The organism is Streptomyces sp. NPDC093252, assembly GCF_040683675.1.
Taxonomy (GTDB): Bacteria; Actinomycetota; Actinomycetes; order Streptomycetales; family Streptomycetaceae; genus Streptomyces.
In genome coordinates this window covers 82,291-104,293 of sequence record NZ_JBFBEM010000023.1, presented here as the reverse complement: position 1 = coordinate 104,293, position 22,003 = coordinate 82,291, and the positions used below count along the sequence as shown (strand labels likewise).

Below are 22,003 nucleotides of genomic sequence, written 5' to 3'. Positions count from 1 at the left end.
CCGCGCCCGGGGGGGCGGCGGGCCCCCCCCCCCGCCTACCGGGGCGGCGGCGGCGCCCCCCCCCCCCCCCGGCCCGCCCCCCCGCCCCTCCCCTTTCCGCGCGCCACCGGGACCGGGACGGGGGATGCGACCGGGATCGGGACCGGGACGGATGCCGTCCGCCTGCTCCCTGGCCACGGTCCCCCCGCTCCCTTGCCGACGCCCGCCCGCTCCCTCGTCACCGCACCGCCGCCCGAGCAGTCACCGAGGCCGTCACCGCAGTCGTCACCGCCGCACCCGCCGCACCCGCAGCACCCGCCCGATCCGCCGCGCCAGCCGGGCCAGCCGACCGGGCCGCCCTCCGCGCACCACCTCCACCCCGTCGCCCGCGCCCGCCCGCAGCCGCACCGGCAGGGCGTGGAACCGCGGCTCGTCCGCCTTCGGCGCCAGGTTCAGCGACGGCCGCCACTCCCGCCCGCCCAGCGCGCCCACCGGCAGCTCCGCCTCCAGCAGCGCGCCCGGCGCCCGCGGCACCAGCGTGCCCGGCACGTCCAGGGTCGTGTCCGACCCCACCGCCGTCAGCCGCAGCTCCACATCGGCCCGGCCCGGCACATACAGCGGCAGCCCCGCCTCCAGCCGCCGTCCCGCGCAGGACGGCACCGCCCGGTCCAGCGCCAGCCCCTTGCGGGCCCGGTCGACGTCCAGCGAGAGATTGCCGTGCGGCTGCGTCCAGTACGGCAGCACCACATGCCCGGCCACCACCCCGGCCGGCGGCAGCGTGCGGTGCGCGGCCCGGGCCGGGCCGATCCGGCGGCCCTTGGTCCAGCCGCCCAGCTTCACCCGGGCGTCCAGGTCCCACAGCCCGCCGGCCGGCGGGGCCCCGTCCACGGCCGTGGCACCGTCGAGGGCGGCCGTGCCGCGCAGCACCAGCCGCACCCGCGAGCCGTCGCCGACCGGCACCCGCTCATGGGTGAACTCCACCGGCTGGAAGTGCACGGCGGAGCTGGCCCGTTCGCGCAGCAGCACCTCCAGGGTCGCCCGGTCGAAGCGGGCCGTGGTGTCCGCGCCGACCCAGTCGATCGACGCCGCCACGTCGAGCGGCGGCTCGGCGGACCGCTCCGCCGGGGGGTCGGCCGGGAACGTCAGCGGCTCGCCGTGCACGGTGAACTCGGCGCTCACCCCCACCCGCAGCGTCCCGTCCGCCCAGCTCACCTCCTCCGGCACCGCCTTCAGCGCGATCCCGGACTCCCACTCGGCGAACGCCCGCACCTCGTCGTAGCGGCCCGCCGCCGCCAGCGCGGCCACCACCCGCTGCGTCGGCTGGAGCCCCTCGGCCACGCCCGGCCCGAACCGCTCGACCACCACCCGGTGGATCTGTGCGAACAGATCCCGCCGGAAGTCCTCCGGCGCCGCCAGGAAGCGCTGCCCGCGCAGCCGCTCCACCATCTCGTTGCGCAGCCACCGCCGGTACAGCCGGTCGCGCACCGCGCCCGGCTCGGTGTACCGCTCCACCACGTCCAGCGCCTCGCACAGATTCCCGAAGTACCCGGCGGGGTCGAACCGCTGGAACCCGGCGTTGGAGGAGTCGTCGCGGCGGACGTGGTAGTAGCAGACGTAGTCGCTGAGCACCGAGACATTGGCCGCCCGCAGAAACGCCTCGGCGACGAAGACATGGTCCTCCAGCCGCCGACGCCCCTCAGGGAAGCGCAGCCCGGTCCGCTCCAGGAACTCCCGGCGGACCATCTTGTGCGGGGTGAGACTGTCGATCAGCGGGGCGTTCTCCACCGACGCGCGGGGCCGGTTGATCCGGAACAGCTCGACCGGCACCCCGCGTCCCTTGCCCGCCATCTTGCCGATCACCACATCGGCGCCATGGGCGACCCCGTAGTCGTACATCCGCTCTAGGGCCTCGTCACCGAGGTAGTCGTCGTTGTCGACGAACATGACGAACTCGCCCCGGGCGGCGGCGATCCCGACGTTGCGGGGCTTGCCGGACCAGCCGGAGTTCTCCTGATGGATGACGCGCACCCGGTCGTGCTCGGCGGCCACCGCGTCCAGCTTCGCCGGGGTGGCGTCGGTCGAGCCGTCGTCGACGAAGATGACCTCGTAGGCGTCATGGGGCAGGGACTGCCGCAGCAGCGAGTCGACGCAGTCGTCGATGTAGTGCCCGGGGTTGTACACCGGAACAATGACACTGACCTTCACCGGCAACGTCAGGCCCCCCTCAGGGTTCTTTCGCCGTTCACGCAAGGGAAATTCGAATGGTGCCCGATGCTATCCCGGTGCGCTGTGCGGGGGCCGTGCGCGGGTCGTAGGCGGCCTATGGATGGGTCCTGGCCAGCAGTTCGAGCACCTCAGCGGTGGTGCCGGTCTCGCCGAGCCGGGGGAAGATGCGCCGCACACTGTTCTCGTGCGCCTCGGCGACCCGGTCGGCCATCGCGTCCACGGCCAGGGTGAGGTGGTAGCCGTGCTCATGGGCGGCGCGCGCGGTGGACTCCACCCCGATGCTGGTGGAGATGCCGGTCAGCACGATCTGGGTGACACCCCGGCGGCGCAGGTGCACATCGAGATCGGTGCCATGGAAGGCGCCCCAGTTGTGCTTGGTGACGACGATGTCCCCCGGGTGCCCGTCCAGTTCGGGCACGATCCGGTCCCACCCCTCGGGCCGCGCGCCGCCCGCCCCGCCCGCCTCGGTACGGCCCGGCACGGCGTCCGCGAAGTCCGGCGCGAAGGACACCCGGACCAGCACCACCGGCAGCCCGCGCGCCCGGAACGCCTCGGCGAGCGCCGCCGACCGCGCCACCACCTCGCCCGCCGCCGACGGCCGGACCGGCAGGGCCACCACCCCGGCCTGAAGATCGATCACCACGAGGGCGGTACGGGGGTCGAGAGCGCTGAGAGCCATGGCCGGGCCTTTCGGGGAGCACGGGGTGCACAGGGGTGGACAAGATTGGACAGGGTTGGACACTGGCCGATCAGTCTTACCTGTTCCACTGCCCACCGACACCGGCGGTGCCGCTCGTCCGGTCCCTTGCCGGGCAGGGGTCTCACCGGCGGCGCAGCCGCGACCACGGCCACGGCAGCCGGTGCCGCACCGGCCCGGTGTCACCTCTCGCGGCCCGGAGCGCCAGCGCGCGCACCGCACCCACCCGGGCCAGCCGGACGGCCGTCGGTGTGCGGTGCGGGCGGCCGATCCCGGCCTGGGCGGAGAAGGACCAGCTCATTCGGGTACGGACCTGGAACCTCGGCATGCCCCCTGCCTACTCGTCCCACGCCTGGATCAGGGTCTGCCGGGCGATCCGGCCGTCGCGCAGGGTCAGCATCGACTCGGCCAGCACCCGCATCCCGTCCGCGTACTCGCAGGACTCGGTGAACGCCGCCCGGTCGCCCTGGACCACGCAGTCGTCCAGCCGGTGGGTCATGTCCCGGCTGTAGATGTCGTCCAGCATCGCGCTGATCTCGTCCCGCCCGCGCAGGACCTTGGGCCGGCTGGGCCGGCTGACCTGGTCCACCACCCGTATCTCGGCGTCGTCGGTGTACAGCGCCAGCAGGGTGTTCGGATTGCCCTCGATGCCCCGGCGCAGAGTCTGTGCGTCGAAGACCGGGCTGGCCACGGTGCCCATGATGACCTCCTCGGAGGACGTGACCCGCCCGGACCGGAAAGAGAGGCAGGCGACAGAAGGACGGCGGGCCACGGGGCTCTCTCTACGAGCCTCCCCCGCACCGGCCCACTCGGCAAACGGGGTCGCCCACCGCTGCACGGCGATGACGGCGCGAACCCACGGGGACAAGCCGACACGACCGGCCACCGTAAGTGGTCACCCCCGCCCCTCGGGACGTACGACCGCCAGGTGCGCCTGTCGGGTGAGGGGGCCGGGTCGGCCGTGTCCGGCGCGGGTCGCGCGCGTTGCTGAAGACATGATCTCAACTCGTCGTATTCTCGCCGTCGCCTGTCTCGCCGTCGGGGCCGCCGGTCTCGCCGTGCCGCAGGCGGGCGCGGCCGAGGCGGACGCCGCCGGTGAGGGCAAGCTGAACCCGGTCGCCGTGCTGGACTCGCTGACCGTCTCCGACATCCCCGCCGAGCACAAGGCCGCCGTTCCCCGCCCCTCCGAGGGCCTCGCCGAACTGAACAACGTGAACGGCCTCCATCAGCTCAGCGAACTGCACCAGGTCACCGACCTGGTCGCCCCGGTCACCGGTCTGCTGCCCGCCGTCCAGTACTGACACCGCCCCCGTCGCCCCGGCCCGTCAACCGGCCGAGGCCAGGAACTGTGTGGCCGCCAGCTCCGCGTACAGCGGATCGGCGGCCACCAGTTCTTGATGGGTGCCCACCGCGCGGACCAGGCCCGCGTCCATCACCACGATCCGGTCCGCCATCGTCACCGTCGACAGCCGGTGCGCGACCACCAGCACGGTCGTCGACCGCGCCACATCCGCGACCGTGTCCCGCAGCGCCGCCTCGTTCACCGCGTCGAGCTGCGAGGTCGCCTCGTCCAGGAGCAGCAGCCGGGGTCTGCGCAGCAGCGCGCGGGCGATGGCCACCCGCTGCCGCTCCCCGCCGGACAGCTTGGTGCCGCGATGCCCGACCAGGGTGTCCAGCCCCTCCGGCAGCCGCTCCACCAGCCCGTCCAGCCGGGTCGTCTTCACCACCCGCGCCACCTGGCCGTCGTCCGCCTCCGGGCTGCCCAGCAGCAGATTGTCCCGCAGTGAGCCCGACAGCACCGGAGCGTCCTGCTCCACATACCCGATCGCCGCGCGCAGTCCCGGCAGATCCCACTCCCCGATCTCCCGGCCGTCCACCGAGATGGACCCCGATTCCGGGTCGTAGAACCGCTCGATCAGCGAGAACACCGTCGTCTTGCCCGCGCCCGAGGGGCCCACGAACGCCGTCATGCCCTGCGGCGGCACCTCGAAGCTCACCCCGTGGTGCACGTACGGGAGATCGTCCGCGTAGCGGAAGCGGACGTCGTCGAAGGCGACGGCGGCCGGGCGGGTGTCCGGGGCGGGCAGCTCCGCGCCGGTCGCCCGCGGCTCGGCGGGCAGGGCCAGCGCCTCCTGGATCCGGCTCAGCGCCGCCGCGCCCGTCTGGTACTGGGTGATCGCGGAGACCACCTGCTGGATCGGCGCCATCAGATAGAAGACGTACAGCAGGAACGCGACGAGGGTGCCCACGTCCACCGCGCCCGTCGCCACCCGCGCCCCGCCCACCGCGAGCACCGTGATGAACGCGATCTGCATCGCCAGCCCGGCCGTGTTGCCCGCCGCCGCCGACCACTTGGCCGCGCGCACGCTCTGCCGCCACGACTCCTCGGCCGCCCGGTGCAGGGTCTGCTCCTCGCGGTGCTCCGCGCCGGACGCCTTCACCGTGCGCAGCGCGCCCAGCACCCGCTCCAGGGAGGCGCCCATCGCCCCCACCGCCATCTGGGCCCGCTTGCTGGCCCGGTTGATGCGCGGCACGATCAGCCCGAGCACCAGCCCGGCGCCGAGGATCACGGCGAGGGTGACCCCGAGCAGCACCGGATCGACCACGCCCATCATCACCACCGTCGCCATCAGCGTCAGCCCGCCCGTGCCCAGGCCCACCAGGGTCTGGGTGGTGACCTGGCTCAGCAGGGTGGTGTCCGAGGTGATGCGCGCCATCAGATCGCCCGGCTCGCTGCGGTCCACGGCCGGTATGCGCAGCCGCAGCAGATACGACGACAGCGTCCGCCGCGCGCCCAGCACCACCGACTCCGCCGTGCGCTCCAGTACGTAGCCGCCCACCGCGCCCACCACCGCGTTGCCCACGACCAGCGCCGACATCGCCAGCAGCGCGCCCGTGACGGCCCGGTCGTGCTCCAGGTCGTCGATCAGGCCCCGGGCCACCAGCGGCAGCAGCAGCCCGGTGGCACCCGTGACCAGCGACAGCAGCGCGCCGGTCAGCAACGCCCAGCGATGCGGCCGTACATAGCCGAGGAGCATGCGCCACGGGGGCAGGGCGGCGTCCGTCTGTGCGGTGGTCACATGGCTCCTTCGGCGGGTCCGTACGGCAGATCGGGCCGTACGGGCAAGATTACGGCGGCCCACTGACAACCGGCCCCGCCGCACCCTCCCCGCTGAACCTCCGCTGCTCCTCGGCGCCTACCGGGCCGCCCGAGCCTCCAGTTCCGCGAGGGTCGCCTCGAAGTCGGCGGGGCGCGGGCGGTTGTGCGGCAGCCGGGCCAGCAGCGCGGCCATCCCGCAGGTCCCGCTCAGCGCGGAGAAGACCAGCCCGCCCGCTATCCCGGCGGACAGCAACTGCCAGGCGGGGTGCAGGAGTCCGAGGCCCAGACCGGTCAGGACCAGGGCCCCGGCGGTGAAGCGGACCTGGCGGTCCATGGACCAGGTCCGCCGCCCGCCGGTCGCCGGGCGGCCCAGGGCGTGCCCGAGCCGCGACCAGCCGTCGGTGCCGCCGGTCAGGGTCATGGCCCCGACGCCCTCCCGGGCGAGCAGCGCGCAGGCGTTCGCGGAGCGGGCCCCGGAGGCGCAGACGACGAGGAGGCCGCCGGGCACCCGGCGCAGCGCGGGCAGGGCCTGGCCGAGCCGGTCCAGCGGGATGTTCAGGGCGCCGGGCAGATGCCCGGAGGCGTACTCACCGGGCGTGCGGACATCGACGACGGTCAGTTCGCCGAGCCGGGTACGGGCCTGGTCGGCGTCGAGGGCGGGGGGAGTGGTGGTCATGCGGGGGACGTCCTTTCCGATGGTGCTGTTCGATGGTCCGAGGGGGAGGTAAAATACCCCCAAGGGTATGTGGGAGTGAGGTCGTCGGGTGATGACGCCGTGGAGTGAGGAAGTGGAGGAGGGGTCTCGTGGAGCTTCGGTTCGAGGGTGACGATCTGAAGTCGGTGCTCAACCGGCTGCGCCGGGCGCAGGGGCAGATCTCCGGGGTGATCCGGATGATCGAGGAGGGGCGCGACTGCGAGGACGTGGTGACCCAGCTCGCCGCCGCCTCCCGGGCCCTGGACCGGGCCGGGTTCGCGATCATCGCGACCGGGCTCCAGCAGTGCGTGACGGATCTGGAGCAGGGCCGCAGCGACGGTGAGTCGGCGCAGGAGATGAAGGCCCGCCTGGAGCGGCTGTTCCTCTCCCTGGCCTGAGCGCGGGCGGTTACCGGCGTTCACAGCAGCCCGTCCACGAGCATGAACGCCGCCACCCCGAGCAGCGCCCACGCGAACACCCGCTGGAGCGTGCCGGACGACACCCTCGCCGCCAGCCTCCGCCCGTCCCAGGCGCCCAGTACGGCCGCCGCCGCGAACGGGGCCACCCGCGCCCAGTCGACGGGGACGGCCGCGCCGGTCCTGGCGGCCAGGGCGGCGATCGAGTTGACGCTGATGACCAGCAGGCTCGTCCCCACCGCGAGCCGCATCCGCAGCCCCACCACCTGCACCAGCGCCGGTACGGCGAGAAAGCCGCCGCCCACCCCCAGCACCCCGGTGACCGCCCCCAGCCCGGCCCCGGCCCCCAGAACCCGCCCCCGGCGGGGGACCGGCACCTCGTCGGCCGTCCCGGCGCCTCCCGGCCGCCCCAGCAACCCCACCGCCGCCACCCCCGCGAGCACCGCGAAGGCGACCAGGAGGACCCCGGCGGGCAGCCGGGCCGACAGCAGGCCGCCCAGCGCCGCCGGGAGGAGCCCGGCGAGGGCGAACAGCGTGCCGCGCCGCCAGTCGACCGTGCCCCCGCGCGCGTGCGCGGCCAGCGCCGTCACCGAGGTGACCGTCACCACGACCAGACTCGCGGTCGCCGCCGCGGCCGGGCCGAAGTCCAGCAGATAGATCAGCGCCGGCACGGCCAGCAAGCTGCCGCCGCCGCCCAGCGCCCCGAGCGCGAGCCCGGTCAGCGCACCCGCGACCAGGGCCAGGACCAGCGTGCTCACGGCAGCGCTGCCGCCGCGGTCAGCCCCGCCGCCCGTGCCGCGTCGAAACCGTCGTCCACCGCGACCACGGCGATCCCGGCCGCGTCGAGGACCGAGGCGGCGATGGCCGCCCGCGCGCCGCCCGCGCAGTGCACCCACACCACCGTGCCGTCCGCCGGCAGCTCCGCCAGCCGCTCGCGCAGCTTGTGCAGGGGGATGTGCAGGGAGCCGGGTATGTGCTCGGCGGCGCGTTCCCGGTCCCGGCGGACATCGAGGACCACACCGTCCGCGCGCCCCGCGAGGTCGGCGAAGGTGGCGCGCGGGAAGGAGCGGGGCGTCTCCCCGGGGACCAGCCAGTCGCCGGGGCCGCCGGTCGCCGCGGCGGCGGGCCGGTCGATGCCGACGCGGGCCAGTTCCCGCTGGGCGGCGGCGAGCTGCTCCGCCGATTCCGCGAGCAGCGTGACCGGCCGCCCCCGGGGCAGCAGCCAGGCGAGCTGGACGGCGAACTGCCCGGCCGACTCGAAGTTCAGCGTCCCGGTGACATGGCCGCGCGCGAACGCGACCCGGTTCCTGAGGTCCACCACCCACTCCCCGGCCGCCAGTCGGGCCGTGATCTCCCCGGCGTCCGCGCGGCGCGGCGGCGTCAGATCCACCGGTGCCGGGCCCTCGGCGTTGACCGGGCCCATGTGGGCGTAGTAGGCGGGGATGTCGTCCAGCCCGGCCAGCAGCTCGGCGACGAAGGTGTCGGCGTCCGTGACCAGGGCGGCGTTGGTCCGCCGTTCCTGCCCGATGGTGGTCGCCCCGGTGCCCCCGCCGGAGGGCGTGGCCGCACAGAGGCTGCCGAAGCCGTGGGTGGGCAGGACCCGGGTGTCGTCGGCCAGCTCGGCCGCCAGCCGGTGCGCCGAGTCGTACTGGGCCCGCGCGAGGTGCCGGGTGAGCCGCGGCTCCACCAGATCGGGCCGCCCGACCGTGCCGATCAGCAGCGAGCCGCCGGTGAACACCGCCACGTCCGCGCCACCGTCGGCGAGGACGTACGAGGTGTGGTGCGGGGTGTGGCCGGGGGTGGCCAGGGCGCGCAGCTCCAGACCGGTGCCGAGCGCCACCCGGTCCCCGTCCGCGACCGGCACCCGCGCGTACCCGACCCGGGCTTCTGCGGGTACCAGATAGGTGGCCCCCGTCAGCCGGGCCAGCTCCAGACCGCCGGAGACATAGTCGTTGTGGACATGGGTCTCGGCGACATGGGTGATCCGCACACCCCGGCGTGCGGCGGCGGCGATCACCCGGTCCGGCTCGCGGGGCGGGTCGATCACCACGGCGGTGTCGGCCCCGCCCGCCAGATAGCCGCGGTTGCCCAGTCCGGGCACGTCGATGACCTCGACGAAGTGCACGGCGGCGCTCCTTCCGTCTGCTCCTACCCCGCGTCTTCCTTTACCCCCGGGGGTATCTTTCGGCCACCGTAGCAGAGTACCCCCGGGGGTATACCAGGGCGGAGGTGGTGGGAAGGGTCACGTACCCCTAGGGGTATCCGGACGGAGAGAGCGCACGGGTGCGGCGCGAAGCCGCTCCCGGCGCGTAGGGTCGGCGGCGGGACGTTGATCGTCTTGAACGTCGACGAGGAGGGTCTGCACATGGCGCAGGAAGTGCGTGGAGTCATCGCACCGGGCAAGGACGAACCGGTCAGGGTGGAGACGATCGTGGTGCCGGACCCCGGCCCGGGTGAGGCCGTCGTGAAGATCCAGGCGTGCGGGGTCTGTCACACCGATCTGCACTACAAGCAGGGCGGCATCAGCGACGAGTTCCCGTTCCTGCTGGGTCATGAGGCGGCCGGGGTGGTGGAGTCGGTCGGGGACGGAGTGACCGATGTGGTGCCGGGCGACTTCGTGGTGCTGAACTGGCGGGCGGTGTGCGGGCACTGCCGGGCCTGTCTGCGGGGGCGTCCCTGGTACTGCTTCGACACCCACAACGCGCGGCAGCGGATGACCCTGACGGACGGTACCGAGCTGTCCCCGGCGCTGGGTATCGGTGCGTTCGCGGAGAAGACGCTGGTCGCGGCGGGGCAGTGCACGAAGGTGGATCCGGCGGTGTCCCCGGCGGTGGCGGGGCTGCTGGGGTGCGGGGTGATGGCGGGCATCGGTGCCGCGATCAACACCGGCAGTGTGGGGCGCGGCGACACCGTGGCCGTGATCGGGTGCGGTGGGGTCGGGGACGCTGCCGTGGCCGGGTCCCGGCTGGCCGGTGCGGCCCGGATCATCGCCGTGGACATCGACGGCCGCAAGCTGGAGAAGGCCCGCTCTCTGGGTGCCACGCACACCGTCAACTCCGCGGACCGCGACCCGGTGGAGGCGATCCGTGAGCTGACCGGGGGTTTCGGCGCGGATGTGGTGATCGAGGCGGTGGGGCGTCCGGAGACGTACCGGCAGGCGTTCTACGCCCGGGATCTGGCGGGGACGGTCGTGCTGGTGGGTGTCCCGACGCCGGAGATGAGGCTGGAGCTGCCGCTGCTGGATGTCTTCGGGCGGGGCGGGGCGCTGAAGTCGTCCTGGTACGGCGACTGTCTGCCGTCCCGCGACTTCCCGATGCTGATCGACCTCCACCTTCAGGGGCGGCTCGACCTCGACGCGTTCGTCACCGAGACCATCGCGCTGGACCAGGTCGAGCAGGCGTTCGCGCGGATGCACTCCGGTGACGTGCTGCGGTCCGTGGTGGTGCTGTGATGGCCGCCCGCATCGAACGCCTGGTCACCTCGGGTCAGTTCACTCTGGACGGCGGCACCTGGGACGTCGACAACAACGTCTGGCTCGTCGGCGACGACCACGAGGTCCTGGTCATCGACCCGGCCCATGACGCCGACGCCATCGCCACCGCCGTCGGGGACCGGCGGCTGACCGCGATCCTCTGCACCCACGCCCACAACGACCACGTCAACGCCGCCCCCGCGCTCGCCGACCGCACCGGCGCCCCCATCTGGCTGCACCCCGACGACCTCCCGCTGTGGCGGCTCACCCACCCCGGCCGCGAACCCGACGAGCACCTCGCCGACGGCCAGGTCATCGAGACCGCGGGCGCCGATCTGCGGGTCCTGCACACCCCGGGCCACGCCCCCGGCGCGGTCTGCCTGTACGACCCCGGGCTCGGCACGGTCTTCACCGGCGACACCCTCTTCGCCGGGGGACCGGGCGCCACCGGACGCTCGTACTCCGACTTCCCCACCATCATCGACTCCGTCCGCGACAAACTCCTCACCCTCCCGCCGGAGACGATCGTGCGCACCGGGCACGGCGACTCCACCACCATCGGCGCCGAGGCCCCGCACCTGGAGGAGTGGATCGCACGCGGCCACTGAGCCACCTCCGGGGCGCCCGCGCCGATGAACCCATGGCAATGCACCTGCGCCGGTGAACCCGAGGCGGTGATCCGTGCAGGTGAACCGAGGTCGGTGGCCATCCTGCCGGTCTCGTACGACCCCCACCCGCGCCCGCGCGGGTGAACCGGCACCCACCGCGGCGGAATCCGGCCGCAATCCCGACAGAAGATGTCCGGCTTTCCGGCGAGACTCTCCGCCGGATCACCAGATCACAGATCACCGGATCACTCCGCGAGCAGCACCAGCGGAGGGATCCGGCGGAAGAACCACCCATGGGAGGCCGGACATGTCATCAGGACCATCGGGACCGCTGCACGACAAGGTGGCGCTGGTCGCCGGGGCGACCCGGGGCGCCGGGCGCGGGATCGCCGTCGAACTGGGCGCGGCGGGCGCCACCGTCTACGTCACCGGCCGCAGCACCCGCGCCCACCGCTCCGAGTACGACCGGCCCGAGACCATCGAGGACACCGCCGACCTGGTCACCGAGGCCGGCGGCCACGGCATCGCCGTGCCCACCGACCACCTCGACCCGGCGCGGGTCGAGGCCCTCGTCGACCGCGTCGCCGACACGCACGGACGGCTGGACATCCTGGTCAATGACATCTGGGGCGGCGAGAAGCTCTTCGGGTGGGACATCCCGATGTGGGAGCACGACCTCGACAACGGGCTGCGGCTGCTCCGTCTCGCCCTCGACACCCACGCGATCACCAGCCACTACGCCCTCCCGCTGCTGCTGCGCCGGCCCGGCGGCCTGGTCGTGGAGATGACCGACGGCACCCTCGCCTACAACACGGACCACTACCGCGTGAACTACTTCTACGACCTCGCCAAGACGGCCGTGCTGCGGATGGGCTTCGCCCTCGGCCACGAACTCGGCCCGCGCGGCGCCGCCGCCGTCGTCCTCACCCCGGGCTGGCTGCGCTCGGAGATGATGCTGGACGGCTTCGGGGTGACCGAGGAGAACTGGCGCGACGCCCTGACCGAGGAGCCGCACTTCGCGATCTCCGAGTCCCCGCGTTATGTCGGCCGCGCGGTCGCCGCGCTCGCCGCCGACCCGGAGGTCGGCCGCTTCAACGGGCAGTCACTGTCCAGCGGCGGCCTCGCCCGGGAGTACGGCTTCACCGACCTGGACGGCAGCCGCCCCGACGCCTGGCGCTATGTGCCCGAGGTCCAGGACGCGGGGAAGCCCGCCGACACCACCGGCTACCGCTGAGCACCGCCGTCGCCGTCCGGGGTCCGGTGCGCCGGGAGCGCCCACCGGCCGCCGTGCCCCGGCGGCAGCGCCAGATCCCCGCGCACCGCCGCGTAGTACGCCTCCCGCGCGGCCCGCTGCCGCTCCAGCAGCGCCTGCCAGGCCCCCGGGTCCCGCGTCCCGGCCCGTAGGAACGCCTCCATCGCCATCACCGCCACCACCCAGGTCCGGGCCCGTTCCACCACCTCCGGGCTGCCCAGCAGGAGCAGCGCCTCACCCGACGGATCCCGGGCCATGGTCGCCTCCGCGAGCAGCGGCTCGGCCTCCTCGGGGGTGAGGGGGTGCGGATGGGGGTCGTTGCCGAGGTGCGCGGCGACCCGGTAGGTCAGCGTGACGGACGCCTTCAGCGCCCGCGCGTAGTCCGCGTACACCCCGAGCAGCCGCTCCTCCCACCGGGCCGCCTGCTCCCGGCGGAAGCGGACCTGCTCGCCCCGCATCACCACCGCGTACGAACCCAGCGCGCCGATCACCACACCGATCAGGGCGGGGAGTTGCCCCCAGAACTCAGCCATGGGCGCACGCTATCTGCCGCGATGATCTCCGGGGCAGTAGGTTCCCCCCATGGCTGACAGCACACGCTTCGAGGGGTACGGGATTCTGGTCACCGGCGCGGCCCGCGGCATCGGTGCCGCCAGCGTCCGCCGGTTCGCCGAGGAGGGAGCCCGGGTCCTGGTCACCGATGTCGATCCGGGCGCGGCCGAGGACACCGCCGGTGCCCTGCGCGAGCGGGGGCTGAGCGCCGAGGCGTACGGCTGCGACGTGACCGACCGGGCGTCCGTGGAGGCGGCCGTCGACCGGGCCGTCACCGTCCTCGGCTCGCTGGACGTGCTGGTCAACAACGCCTTCCACTGCTCGCCCGACACCGCCCGCTTCGAGGACGAGCCGGACGACACCTGGGCGCGGGACCTCGATGCGACTCTGACCGGCGCCTACCGGTGCAGCCGCGCCGCGCTGCCCCACCTCGCCGCCTCCGGACGCGGGGCGATCGTCTCCATCGGGTCCGTGAACGGGCTGCGCGACTTCGGCAACCACGCCTACAGCGCCGCCAAGGCCGGGCTCGGCTCCCTGACCCGCACCCTCGCCGGGCATGCCGCCGGGCGCGGGGTCCGGGTCAACCTGGTCGCGCCGGGCACGGTCCGGACCCCCGCCTGGGAGGGCCGGGGCGACATCCTGGACGCGGTCCGGGACCTCTATCCGCTCGGCCGGGTCGGCGAACCCGAGGACATCGCCGCCGCCGTCGCCTTCCTCGCCTCCCGCGACGCCGCCTGGATCACCGGCACGACCCTGGTCGTCGACGGCGGGCTGACCGCGGTCGACTCGGGCTTCCGGGCGGTACTGCGCGGCGGGGCGGCCGGGCCCGGCGACTGACCGGCGGCCGTCGTTCCCGGCCCCCTGTCTCAAATGTCACCGTTCCGTACCGGTCGCCGCACTGCTACAACCGATGCGGCCCGGCTCCGGTCTAGCTGGGCGGAACCGCGGTGAACGACCGCGCTGAATGACCTCAGAGAATGAATGTGCTGAAGGGGACGGGTATGGGGGACATACGCAGACGCGGTGCCGTGATCGCGGGGGCCACCGCGCTGGTGGCGCCGCTCGTGGTGGGGCTGGGCGCGGCCCCCGCGCAGGCCGCGAGCTGTACGACGCAGGCGGGGCCGTATCAGAAGCAGGTCGAGAAGTTCCTCGGGCGCCCGGTCGACGGCAAGCAGTCCACCGCCGACTGCAAGGCGATCCAGGCGTTCCAGAACAAGCACGGCATCAAGCCGAACATCGGCTACGCGGGTTCGGTCACCTGGGGCGTGATGGACCTGATGAACAAGCAGAAGGCCGTCGGCAAGAAGCCCAACAAGGACGGCAAGTGCCCGGTCAACAAGGGCCGGATCGCCTGTGTGAACCTCACTCTCCAGATCAGTTGGATCCAGGACGGCAGCCGTCTGGTCTACGGCCCCGTCCCGGTCCGCACCGGCCGTGACGGCTACGAGACCCGCACCGGCCTGAAGAAGGTCTACTGGCGCAACATCGACCATGTCTCCTCCCTGTACGACGTGCCGATGCCCTACGCCCAGTTCTTCGACGGCGGGCAGGCGTTCCACCAGGCCGATGTCAGCATGTGGAACCCGCCGGGCTCGCGCGGCTGCGTCAACCTGACCAAGACCGACGCCAAGAAGTACTGGTCGCTGCTGAAGAAGGGCGACGAGGTGTTCGTGTACGGCCGCAAGCCGGGCACCTGATCCCCTCCGTTGTGCGTGCCGGACCCGGACCCTTCCCAGGGTTCGGGTTCTGCTGTTCCGAGCCGTCGAACACTGAACTTTCCATGGCGCAGATGGTTGAACTCCGCATGACTTCTTGCGAGATGGACGTGATCAGCGACACGGTCCGTTTTGTCCGAATAGTGTTTGATTACTCACCGCGCCTTCACCTCGGTCGCCGTATGCTTCACAGCATGTCCACCACTGTTGAACCCGACTCCGAGCGATCGGCTGCCGAGGTCAACGAGGAGATCCGGGCCCTGTGGCGCCGGTCGGGCGGGACACTGACAGGCGAGCAGCGCGAGCAGTACCAGCGCCTCGTTCTGGAGTGGGCCGCCGCGGCCCCGCAGCCGTCGAGAGCGGCCTGAGCGCCGACTCGCCGAGCCGGTCGCGCAGCGGGTTCCACCCCGCCGATCCGGCACCCGCCCGGGTTCCCCGCCGGGGAGCCCGTTCTTCGAAGACCTCGGCCCACCCGAGCCCGCCGAGCAAGCAGCCGCCCTCCAGGCCGCGCCCCGCACCGGGGAGCGGCCTCCTCTTCACGCCGCGTCTGCCTGCCGCTCATCCCCGGGTTGCCGAGTACCTCCGCCGATCCTGTTCGGCCCCGCCACTCACCCCGAGGTGGCCGAGCAGCGCCGCCGGTACCCCCCCCATCCTGCTCGGCCCCGTCGCTCACCCCCAGGTGGCCGAGTACCTCCGCCGGTACGCCCGCCGGTCCTGCTCCGCGCGGAGGAACCGGGTGGCGGCCAGCGCGATCCCGCTCCCCCCGAGGATCAGCAGCCCCGGTCCCACACTCGCCCGGTCCGTCAGCCGCGCCAGCACCCCCGCCGCGCCCCCGCCGCCGACCGCCGCCCCGGCACCGGGCGAGGCCGCATCCGGCGCTACCGCCGCAGGGGACGGCTTCCCGGCGCCCCGCTCCTCCTGCGCCGCCGCGTCCGGCGGGGGCGCCGCCGCGATCAACCGCACCCCCAGTTCCTCCAGCACCGCCGTCACCGGCTCGAAGAACGTCGTACCGCCCGTCGCGCAGTCGCCGTCGCCGCCCGAGGTGATGCCGAGGGCGACGCCCTCCGAGAACAGCGGGCCGCCGCTGTCCCCGGGCTCCGCGCAGACATCGGTCTCGATCAGCCCGGTGACCGTGCCCTCCGGATAGTTCACCGTCGCGTCCAGCGCCGTCACCCGCCCGTCGCGCAGCCCGCTGGTACTGCCGCTGCGGAACACCCGCTGCCCCACCGACGCGTCCGCCACGCCGGTGATCCGCACCCCCTGGCCGTCGCCGGTCGCCACCACCTCCGCGCCCTCACCGGCCCGGCCGCCCGCGTACTGGACCAGCGAGTAGTCGTCGCCCGGGAAGCTGCCGCGCACGGTCCGGCCGATCTGCTCGGTGCCCCGGCCGTCGGCGAACCACACCGATCCGACCGGCCCGCAGTGCCCCGCGGTCAGGATGTAGTCCCGGCCCCCGTCCGTCACATTGAACCCCGCCGAGCACCGCCCCGCCGTCGACAGGATCGGCAGCGCCCCGTTCAGCCGGGTCGTGAAGACACCCTCGGTGCGCTCCATCCGGACGAAGCCGCCGAGGCCCTCGGCGATTCCTGTCAGCCGGGACCAGTCGGCCCGCGAGACGGTCCGGTCGCCCCGGACGACCACCTCGTTGGACCGCGGGTCCACCGCCCAGGACGTGCCCGCCACCCGGGGCTCCGCGCCCAGCGCCGCCGTCGCCGCCCGCAGTTGGCTCATGCTGTGCCGGACCTCCCGGGGCTCGGCGCCCGCCCGGCGCACCTCGGCCGCCGCGTCCGCGTCGGTGACCGCCACGACCGGCCGCCCGTCCGCCCCGATCCAGGTACCCGCCGTACGCGCGCCGCCCAGCCGGTCCACCAGGGCCGCGCCCGTCCCCGCCGCGCCTGTCGTCACGGCGGAGGTGCCCGGCGGTTCGCCCGCCACCGCATGGGTGACCATGCCCGCCCCGAGGAGCAGCCCGCCGGCCGCCACCAACTGCGTCACCCGGCGGACGATCCGTCGTCGTGCGTGCCTCATCCCTGGCTCCCGAACCCCGACCACGCGCGGCGCCGACACCGCGGGGCCCTCCGGCAGTTGAGCGCCCACCCTGGGTACGGGGCACGGGCCGGAAGCGTTCACCCGGGCACCTCGGCGCGGACGGGACCCATCCCCTTCCCTGGCGTTCGTCCCGTTCCGGGGCGTCCGGGTGCCACTTATGTTGGGTTCATGACCACCGACCCGCACCCGCACGCACCGTCATCCGTCCCCTCCGGCGACGGCGACGGCGACGGCGAACCCAACCCCCTGCGCGCGCTCACCCTGGACCGGCTCCGGCGCCGGACCAGCATGAAGTGGCGGACCTACCCCGAGGACGTGCTGCCGCTGTGGGTGGCCGAGATGGACGTCCCGCTCGCCCCGGCCGTCCGCCGGGCGCTCGACGAGGCGCTCGACCTCGGCGACACCGGCTACCCGGCCGGTACCGGCTACGCCGAGGCGCTCGCCGCGTTCGCCGGGAAGCGGTGGGGCTGGGACGGGCTCGCGGTGGAGCGCGCGGCGATCGTGCCCGATGTGATGCTGGGGGTGGTCGAGATGCTCCGGCTGGTGACCGGGCCCGGCGACCCGGTCGTGGTGAACCCGCCCGTCTATCCGCCCTTCTATCTGTTCGTCACCCATATGGACCGGCGGGTGGTGGAGGCCCCGCTCGGGCCCGATCTCCGGCTCGACCTCGACGCATTGGAACGGGCCTTCCAGCGGGCCGTGCGGGACGGCGGGCGCGCCGCCTATCTGCTGTGCAGCCCGCACAACCCGACCGGGACCGTGCACAGCGCCGCCGAACTCACCGCCGTCGCCGCCCTCGCCGAGCGGTACGGGGTGCGGGTGGTCGCCGACGAGATCCACGCCCCGCTGGTCGCCCACGGCACGGACTTCGTGCCCTATCTGCGGGTGCCCGGCGCCGAGCGCGGGCTGTCGCTGATGTCCGCCTCCAAGGGATGGAACCTCGCCGGGCTCAAGGCCGCACTCGCCGTCGCCGGTCCGGGCGCCGCCGCCGACCTCGCCCGGATGCCCGAGGAGGTCGGCCACGGACCCAGCCACCTCGGGGTCATCGCCCACACCGCCGCCCTGCGCGAGGGCACCCCCTGGCTGGACGCCCTGCTCACCGGCCTCGACGACAACCGGCGGCTGCTCGCCGCGCTGCTCGCCGAGCGGCTTCCGGCAGTGCGGTACCGGCCGGGTCCGGCCACCTATCTGGCCTGGCTGGACTGCCGGGCCCTCGGGCTCGGCGACGATCCGGCGGAGGTCTTCCTGGAACGCGGCCGGGTGGCGCTGAGCGCGGGCCCGCCGTTCGGGACCGGCGGGGCGGGCCACGTCCGGCTCAACCTGGCGACCACGCCGGACGTGCTGACGGAGGCGGTGGGGCGGATGGCGGCGGCGGTGGGGTGAGGGGAGGAACGGTGGTGGGGTGAGGGGTGAGGGGCGGGACGGTGGTGAGGCGGGTGCCGCCGGGGGAGAGGCGGGGCGGCGGTGCCGGAACCGCCGTCGGAGGCGGGGCGCGTGGCCGTGTCGTCCGGCGTCGGGGCGCGTCTACACTGCCCGGCATGGACACCGCGACGGCCCGGCTCGCCGAGGGCAAGTACCTGCTGGTCACGAGTTACCGCAAGAACGGCACCCCGGTCGCCACGCCGGTGTGGGTGGTGGGCGACGGTGACGCCCTCGGGATCTGGACCGTCAGCGACTCATGGAAGGTGAAGCGGATCCGCAACCGGCCCGAGGTGCTGGTCGGGCCCTGCGATGTGCGCGGCAGGCCGAACGGTGAGTCCGTACCGGCCACGGCCGAGATCTGCGATCCGGAGACCACCGCCCGCTATCGGCACCTGCTGATGCGCAAGTACGGGATCCTCGGCCGGCTCACCCTGTGGGGCAGCCGGGTGCGGCGGGGTCTCGACGGGACGACCGGCATCAGGATCACACTGACGCCGACCGGATGAGAGAGGGAGAACCGGAAGAGCAGCGGTTGACGACCGGTCAGGTCCAGGCCCGGTAGGGCTCGTCGACCAACTGGAACACGGGCTCGCCGCGCACCGGATCCTTCGCCGTGGACAGCCGTACCCGGTCGCCGCTGTGGATGCCGATCAGCGGGCCCATGACCCGCCCGCGCACCACGAAGCCCTCCGCCAGCTCCACCAGCGACACATTGCGGGCCGCGGGGGTGTTGCGGTGCACCACCGTGGTGTGCCGGACCGTGCCGGTGCCCGCGCTGCGCTCGGTGCGCAGTTCGCTGCCCTGGCAGACCGGGCAGAGCAGCCGGTGGTACATCGCCGTGCCGCACCAGTCGCAGCGCTGGAAGAGGATCGCCTCCTCGCGTGCGGGCGGCAGGTCGAGGGTGCCCGCCGAGAGGCCGGCTCCCTGCTGGAAGACGCTGATCGAGGGGTGGTACACGCTGGTCAACTCCCTGCACACTCGGCCGGAAAACCCGCGTGCGCGGCTCACCGTGCACGCCGTGCGCGGTACGTGCACCGTGCACGAGCACACACTATGGCACTCAGTGTCAGTGGTAAAGGCACCGCGTACCCCCAATTTCAGGGGAATTTCCGGGCCCGGTCGCCTCGGACGCGGGTGAGGTCGCCTCAGTCCCGGGTGGGGGTTGGTCCCGGCCCCGGGTGGGGTTGGTCTCAGTCCCGGATGAGGGGGCTCAGTCCCGGGTGAGGGGGGCTCAGTCCCGGGTCAGGGTCGTCTCGATCTCCTGCACCACCCGCCACAGCGGCGCCCCGCGCCGGGACACCACGACCACCACGTCCTCCGGCGTCTCGTCCACCAGCGTGTGCCCGCGCCCGGACGTCCCGAACGACAGGTTCACCAGCCCCAGGGCGTGGTCCACGGCGGCGTCCGCGTCGGTCTGCCCGCCCGAACGCAGCCAGGCCCGCAGGGCGTTGTTGTGCGCGGCGACCACCGCCGCCGCGATTACATCGGCCCGCAGGATGCCGTCCGGCCGGGCCGCGTACCGGCGGCGCAGATAGTCGGCGAGCGCCCGCTCGTAGCGCCACACCACGGAGAGTTCATGGGTGCGCAGGCCCGGCACCTGTTTGGTGAGCCGGTAGCGCTGCACCGAGAACGTCGGGTTCTCCGCGTACATCCGCAGCACCATCCGGGCCGCGTCGCACACCCGCCGCACCGGGTCGTCGTCCGGGGCGCTCTCGGCGAGGAACTCCGTCATGTCCGCGAGGCAGCGGTCGTGGTCGGGGAAGACCACGTCCAGCTTGGACGGGAAGTAGCGGAAGAAGGAGCGCCGTCCGACGCCGGCGAGCGCCACGATGTCGTCGACGGTGGTCTCCTCGTAGCCGCGCTCCAGGAAGAGCTGGAAGGCCGCCGCGATCAGGGCGTCCCGCATCGGGGGCTTCGGGCCCGCCGGGGCCGGTGTCCCGTCGTGCTCGGCGTCGCTGGGGTTCCTGGAGGTCCGGGAGGTCATGGACGGGAACGTAGCACCCCTTTCCCGGAAATGGCACTCAGTGCTGCCCAGGGAGGGAACTGAGTGCAGTCAGTGACGGGGGTGGCGGCTACTCTGACCCTGCCCGGAGGGTGAAGCCCCAGGTAGAGCCCGAGCAGCGACCGGGCAGGCAACCGAGCAGAGCCCGGGCAGAGATCCGAGCAGCGACCCAGGAGCCGCCGTATGACCCGCGTTCGACCGCGACTGCTGTACGTGACCGATCTGGCCTACGAGGCGCGCGGGCGGCGCTACGGCGACGAGGACGTGCTGCTCGCCGACCGGCTCCGCGCGGACGCCGACCTGGCCCTGTGCAACCCGCGGGACGCCGCCGCCCTGATGGACGCCTTCGACGCCGTGATCGTCCGCAACAGCGGTCCGGTCTTCTCCTACCGGGCGGAGTACGAGGTCTTCCGGGAGCGTGCGCGGGAGACCGGGGCCCGGGTCTACAACCCGCTCACCGGGCGGGCGGACATGGCCGGCAAGGGCTATCTCCCGGAGCTGAGCGCGGCCGGGTTCCCGGTCGTCCCGACCGTCGTCCGCGCGGCCGACCTCGGGCTGCTCCCGGCCGCCGACCGCTATGTCGTCAAGCCCGTGCTCGGCGCCGACTCCATAGGGCTGCGGGTGATCGGCCCCGGCGAACTGCCCGCCGCCGCCGACGGCACGGTCCTGGTCCAGCCGTACATCGACTTCGCCTACGAGGTGTCCTTCTACTTCGTCGACCACGACTTCCAGTACGCGCTGTACGCCCCCGACCCGGGCCGCCGCTGGCGGCTGGAGCCCTACGAACCGACCCCGGACGACCTGGACTTCGCCCGGCGCTTCATCCGCTGGAACACCCTGGACCACGGCATCCAGCGGGTCGACGCCTGCCGCGCCCCCGACGGCTCGCTGCTGCTGGTGGAGCTGGAGGACCTCAACCCGTATCTCTCCCTCGACGCCCTCCCGGCCGAGCGGCGCGAGGCGTTCGTGGCGGCGCTGCGGGCGTCCCTGCGCGGGTTCGTCACCGCCTGACCCGCTCCAGGGGGTGCCCCCTGACCGCGCCCCCGGGCTCAGGCCGCCCGGCGCTGGAGGTTGTGCTCCGCCAGCGCCCGGCCCACCGCGCGGACGCTGCGCGCGATGTGCTGGAGCTGGAGCACCTCGGCCGCGTACAGCTTGATGGTGTGCTCGATCACCGACTCCGGCAGGCCGAGCCGGGGCAGATCGGCGCGGGCCGTCTGGAGCGCCGTCCGCGCCACCCGGATCTCCTGCTGGACCTGGATCTCCGCGTGCCGGGCGAGCAGCACCGGATGCCGGATCAGCGTCGGATACCCGGCGTACCGGGCCGGGACCAGCTCGCGCAGCCATTTGGCGGCCGAGCGTTCCCAGTCGTAGCTGCCGGGGATCTTGACCTGGCACGGCCAGTCCGGGTTGGTGCGCTGGTGCGGGTACGTCAGGGACATGGGCATCGCTTCCGGGAGGACGGCGAGGTCAACTGGGACAACGACGGTGGGGCGGTCCCGGTCTAGGGGATGACCGGGACCGCCACGGGCGCTCGCGCAGGCGATGCCCGACCGAACACTCCGGAACTCCGCCGTGGGTAGGGAACGGCGGCCCCGGGTGTCCGAACTGGAGCCCTCGAAGGGCAGGCGCGGCCCGCGCGTCGGTACGGCTGCTGCTGTGCGCATGGGCGGAACGTCGGCTCTCTGCGGGCGGTGCGGGATCCGGTACGGGATGTGGCAAGGCATCCGGTATGGGACCCGGTACGGGACCCGGTACGGGATCTGCAAGAAGTATTTATATATGCCGATCGGTTTTCAAGCAGTATGGAAACATTCATGCG

24 protein-coding genes are annotated in these 22,003 nt (G+C 73.5%); 11 read left to right on the top strand and 13 right to left on the bottom strand.

The genetic code is table 11. The features are described from left to right. Window positions 1–264: 264 nt before the first annotated feature. The 4 genes from AB0O01_RS34985 to AB0O01_RS34970 form a co-directional block, all read right to left on the bottom strand. Window positions 265–2,190 carry a glycosyltransferase family 2 protein gene (locus tag AB0O01_RS34985; protein WP_365319925.1) on the bottom strand — a complete coding sequence of 642 codons (1,926 nt, stop codon included), beginning with the start codon at window positions 2,188–2,190 and terminating at the stop codon, window positions 265–267. 109 nt (window positions 2,191–2,299) lie between these two features. Beyond that, window positions 2,300–2,884, bottom strand: a complete 585-nt coding sequence (locus tag AB0O01_RS34980; RefSeq protein WP_365319923.1) for a hydrolase — start codon at window positions 2,882–2,884, stop codon at window positions 2,300–2,302. A 142-nt stretch (window positions 2,885–3,026) separates the two neighbouring features. After that, window positions 3,027–3,230 carry a hypothetical protein gene (locus AB0O01_RS34975; RefSeq protein WP_365319921.1) on the bottom strand — a complete coding sequence of 68 codons (204 nt, stop codon included), beginning with the start codon at window positions 3,228–3,230 and terminating at the stop codon, window positions 3,027–3,029. 9 nt (window positions 3,231–3,239) lie between these two features. Next, window positions 3,240–3,602, bottom strand: a complete 363-nt coding sequence (locus AB0O01_RS34970) for a nuclear transport factor 2 family protein (RefSeq protein WP_365319919.1) — start codon at window positions 3,600–3,602, stop codon at window positions 3,240–3,242. Window positions 3,603–3,897: 295 nt separating this feature from the next. On the opposite strand from AB0O01_RS34970, the gene AB0O01_RS34965 reads away from it, so the two are divergent. Beyond that, window positions 3,898–4,203, top strand: coding sequence for a hypothetical protein (locus AB0O01_RS34965; protein ID WP_365319917.1), 306 nt, complete (start codon window positions 3,898–3,900; stop codon window positions 4,201–4,203). A 24-nt stretch (window positions 4,204–4,227) separates the two neighbouring features. Here the strand turns inward: AB0O01_RS34965 and AB0O01_RS34960 are convergent, their stop codons facing one another. Together AB0O01_RS34960 and AB0O01_RS34955 are read right to left on the bottom strand one after the other, a co-directional pair. Continuing rightward, window positions 4,228–5,982 carry an ABC transporter ATP-binding protein gene (locus AB0O01_RS34960; RefSeq protein WP_365319915.1) on the bottom strand — a complete coding sequence of 585 codons (1,755 nt, stop codon included), beginning with the start codon at window positions 5,980–5,982 and terminating at the stop codon, window positions 4,228–4,230. A 117-nt stretch (window positions 5,983–6,099) separates the two neighbouring features. Further along, window positions 6,100–6,678 carry a rhodanese-like domain-containing protein gene (locus tag AB0O01_RS34955; protein ID WP_365319914.1) on the bottom strand — a complete coding sequence of 193 codons (579 nt, stop codon included), beginning with the start codon at window positions 6,676–6,678 and terminating at the stop codon, window positions 6,100–6,102. A gap of 128 nt (window positions 6,679–6,806) precedes the next feature. Between AB0O01_RS34955 and AB0O01_RS34950 the strand changes: the two genes are divergently transcribed. Beyond that, window positions 6,807–7,094, top strand: a complete 288-nt coding sequence (locus AB0O01_RS34950; protein WP_355738244.1) for a metal-sensitive transcriptional regulator — start codon at window positions 6,807–6,809, stop codon at window positions 7,092–7,094. A 20-nt stretch (window positions 7,095–7,114) separates the two neighbouring features. Here AB0O01_RS34950 and AB0O01_RS34945 read toward each other — a convergent pair whose 3' ends face one another. Both AB0O01_RS34945 and AB0O01_RS34940 read right to left on the bottom strand, forming a co-directional pair. Next, window positions 7,115–7,870, bottom strand: a complete 756-nt coding sequence (locus AB0O01_RS34945; RefSeq protein WP_365319912.1) for a sulfite exporter TauE/SafE family protein — start codon at window positions 7,868–7,870, stop codon at window positions 7,115–7,117. Then, window positions 7,867–9,237, bottom strand: coding sequence for a rhodanese-like domain-containing protein (locus AB0O01_RS34940; RefSeq protein WP_365319910.1), 1,371 nt, complete (start codon window positions 9,235–9,237; stop codon window positions 7,867–7,869). Before AB0O01_RS34940 ends, AB0O01_RS34945 begins: the two co-directional genes overlap by 4 nt. Before the next feature lie 240 nt (window positions 9,238–9,477). On the opposite strand from AB0O01_RS34940, the gene AB0O01_RS34935 reads away from it, so the two are divergent. The 3 genes from AB0O01_RS34935 to AB0O01_RS34925 all read left to right on the top strand — a co-directional run bounded on the left by AB0O01_RS34935 (window position 9,478) and on the right by AB0O01_RS34925 (window position 12,426). Beyond that, window positions 9,478–10,563 (top strand): S-(hydroxymethyl)mycothiol dehydrogenase, encoded by a 1,086-nt coding sequence (locus AB0O01_RS34935; RefSeq protein WP_365319939.1) that lies wholly within the window; start codon window positions 9,478–9,480, stop codon window positions 10,561–10,563. Then, window positions 10,563–11,192 (top strand): MBL fold metallo-hydrolase, encoded by a 630-nt coding sequence (locus AB0O01_RS34930; RefSeq protein WP_365319908.1) that lies wholly within the window; start codon window positions 10,563–10,565, stop codon window positions 11,190–11,192. The genes AB0O01_RS34935 and AB0O01_RS34930 overlap by 1 nt, the downstream gene beginning before the upstream one ends. Before the next feature lie 307 nt (window positions 11,193–11,499). After that, window positions 11,500–12,426, top strand: a complete 927-nt coding sequence (locus tag AB0O01_RS34925) for an SDR family oxidoreductase (protein WP_365319907.1) — start codon at window positions 11,500–11,502, stop codon at window positions 12,424–12,426. Here the strand turns inward: AB0O01_RS34925 and AB0O01_RS34920 are convergent. Further along, window positions 12,417–12,977 carry a hypothetical protein gene (locus AB0O01_RS34920; RefSeq protein ID WP_365319905.1) on the bottom strand — a complete coding sequence of 187 codons (561 nt, stop codon included), beginning with the start codon at window positions 12,975–12,977 and terminating at the stop codon, window positions 12,417–12,419. The two genes, AB0O01_RS34925 and AB0O01_RS34920, sit on opposite strands and share 10 nt — an antisense overlap. 49 nt (window positions 12,978–13,026) lie before the next feature. Between AB0O01_RS34920 and AB0O01_RS34915 the strand changes: the two genes are divergently transcribed. The 3 genes from AB0O01_RS34915 (at window position 13,027) to AB0O01_RS34905 (ending at window position 15,079) form a co-directional block, all read left to right on the top strand. Next, window positions 13,027–13,833 (top strand): SDR family NAD(P)-dependent oxidoreductase, encoded by an 807-nt coding sequence (locus AB0O01_RS34915; protein ID WP_365319903.1) that lies wholly within the window; start codon window positions 13,027–13,029, stop codon window positions 13,831–13,833. A 164-nt stretch (window positions 13,834–13,997) separates the two neighbouring features. Beyond that, the gene (locus AB0O01_RS34910; protein WP_365319901.1) at window positions 13,998–14,693 is read left to right on the top strand and encodes a L,D-transpeptidase; all 696 of its coding nucleotides are present in this window, start codon (window positions 13,998–14,000) and stop codon (window positions 14,691–14,693) included. A 200-nt stretch (window positions 14,694–14,893) separates the two neighbouring features. Next, entirely contained in the window at window positions 14,894–15,079 is a 186-nt protein-coding gene (locus AB0O01_RS34905) for a hypothetical protein (protein WP_365319937.1), read from the top strand. A gap of 301 nt (window positions 15,080–15,380) precedes the next feature. Here the strand turns inward: AB0O01_RS34905 and AB0O01_RS34900 are convergent, their stop codons facing one another. Next, window positions 15,381–16,739: a S1 family peptidase gene (locus AB0O01_RS34900; protein WP_365319900.1), complete on the bottom strand. Its 1,359-nt coding sequence runs from the start codon at window positions 16,737–16,739 to the stop codon at window positions 15,381–15,383. A gap of 189 nt (window positions 16,740–16,928) precedes the next feature. Between AB0O01_RS34900 and AB0O01_RS34895 the strand changes: the two genes are divergently transcribed. Then, window positions 16,929–18,143: an aminotransferase class I/II-fold pyridoxal phosphate-dependent enzyme gene (locus AB0O01_RS34895; RefSeq protein ID WP_365319898.1), complete on the top strand. Its 1,215-nt coding sequence runs from the start codon at window positions 16,929–16,931 to the stop codon at window positions 18,141–18,143. Between the two features lie 155 nt (window positions 18,144–18,298). Then, a complete protein-coding gene (locus AB0O01_RS34890) occupies window positions 18,299–18,688 on the top strand; it encodes a PPOX class F420-dependent oxidoreductase (RefSeq protein WP_365319896.1) in 390 nt (129 codons plus the stop codon). A gap of 37 nt (window positions 18,689–18,725) precedes the next feature. Here the strand turns inward: AB0O01_RS34890 and AB0O01_RS34885 are convergent, their stop codons facing one another. Further along, the gene (locus AB0O01_RS34885; protein WP_365319936.1) at window positions 18,726–19,139 is read right to left on the bottom strand and encodes a zinc ribbon domain-containing protein; all 414 of its coding nucleotides are present in this window, start codon (window positions 19,137–19,139) and stop codon (window positions 18,726–18,728) included. Between the two features lie 274 nt (window positions 19,140–19,413). After that, window positions 19,414–20,088, bottom strand: a complete 675-nt coding sequence (locus AB0O01_RS34880) for a TetR family transcriptional regulator (RefSeq protein ID WP_365319934.1) — start codon at window positions 20,086–20,088, stop codon at window positions 19,414–19,416. Between the two features lie 279 nt (window positions 20,089–20,367). Between AB0O01_RS34880 and AB0O01_RS34875 the strand changes: the two genes are divergently transcribed. Next, window positions 20,368–21,195 carry a hypothetical protein gene (locus tag AB0O01_RS34875; RefSeq protein WP_365319894.1) on the top strand — a complete coding sequence of 276 codons (828 nt, stop codon included), beginning with the start codon at window positions 20,368–20,370 and terminating at the stop codon, window positions 21,193–21,195. Between the two features lie 38 nt (window positions 21,196–21,233). Here the strand turns inward: AB0O01_RS34875 and AB0O01_RS34870 are convergent, their stop codons facing one another. Continuing rightward, window positions 21,234–21,629, bottom strand: coding sequence for a hypothetical protein (locus AB0O01_RS34870; RefSeq protein WP_365319892.1), 396 nt, complete (start codon window positions 21,627–21,629; stop codon window positions 21,234–21,236). Window positions 21,630–22,003: the final 374 nt, after the last annotated feature.

Excerpts from the sequence above, each read along its gene's own strand:
- AB0O01_RS34980 (WP_365319923.1), bottom strand. The coding sequence starts at position 2,884 with ATGGCTCTCAGCGCTCTCGACCCCCGTACCGCCCTCGTGGTGATCGAT.
- AB0O01_RS34975 (WP_365319921.1), bottom strand. The coding sequence starts at position 3,230 with ATGCCGAGGTTCCAGGTCCGTACCCGAATGAGCTGGTCCTTCTCCGCC.
- AB0O01_RS34970 (WP_365319919.1), bottom strand. The coding sequence starts at position 3,602 with ATGGGCACCGTGGCCAGCCCGGTCTTCGACGCACAGACTCTGCGCCGG.
- AB0O01_RS34965 (WP_365319917.1), top strand. The coding sequence starts at position 3,898 with ATGATCTCAACTCGTCGTATTCTCGCCGTCGCCTGTCTCGCCGTCGGG.
- AB0O01_RS34955 (WP_365319914.1), bottom strand. The coding sequence starts at position 6,678 with ATGACCACCACTCCCCCCGCCCTCGACGCCGACCAGGCCCGTACCCGG.
- AB0O01_RS34935 (WP_365319939.1), top strand. The coding sequence starts at position 9,478 with ATGGCGCAGGAAGTGCGTGGAGTCATCGCACCGGGCAAGGACGAACCG.
- AB0O01_RS34930 (WP_365319908.1), top strand. The coding sequence starts at position 10,563 with ATGGCCGCCCGCATCGAACGCCTGGTCACCTCGGGTCAGTTCACTCTG.
- AB0O01_RS34925 (WP_365319907.1), top strand. The coding sequence starts at position 11,500 with ATGTCATCAGGACCATCGGGACCGCTGCACGACAAGGTGGCGCTGGTC.
- AB0O01_RS34920 (WP_365319905.1), bottom strand. The coding sequence starts at position 12,977 with ATGGCTGAGTTCTGGGGGCAACTCCCCGCCCTGATCGGTGTGGTGATC.
- AB0O01_RS34915 (WP_365319903.1), top strand. The coding sequence starts at position 13,027 with ATGGCTGACAGCACACGCTTCGAGGGGTACGGGATTCTGGTCACCGGC.
- AB0O01_RS34910 (WP_365319901.1), top strand. The coding sequence starts at position 13,998 with ATGGGGGACATACGCAGACGCGGTGCCGTGATCGCGGGGGCCACCGCG.
- AB0O01_RS34905 (WP_365319937.1), top strand. The coding sequence starts at position 14,894 with ATGCTTCACAGCATGTCCACCACTGTTGAACCCGACTCCGAGCGATCG.
- AB0O01_RS34900 (WP_365319900.1), bottom strand. The coding sequence starts at position 16,739 with ATGAGGCACGCACGACGACGGATCGTCCGCCGGGTGACGCAGTTGGTG.
- AB0O01_RS34895 (WP_365319898.1), top strand. The coding sequence starts at position 16,929 with ATGACCACCGACCCGCACCCGCACGCACCGTCATCCGTCCCCTCCGGC.
- AB0O01_RS34890 (WP_365319896.1), top strand. The coding sequence starts at position 18,299 with ATGGACACCGCGACGGCCCGGCTCGCCGAGGGCAAGTACCTGCTGGTC.
- AB0O01_RS34880 (WP_365319934.1), bottom strand. The coding sequence starts at position 20,088 with ATGCGGGACGCCCTGATCGCGGCGGCCTTCCAGCTCTTCCTGGAGCGC.
- AB0O01_RS34875 (WP_365319894.1), top strand. The coding sequence starts at position 20,368 with ATGACCCGCGTTCGACCGCGACTGCTGTACGTGACCGATCTGGCCTAC.
- AB0O01_RS34870 (WP_365319892.1), bottom strand. The coding sequence starts at position 21,629 with ATGCCCATGTCCCTGACGTACCCGCACCAGCGCACCAACCCGGACTGG.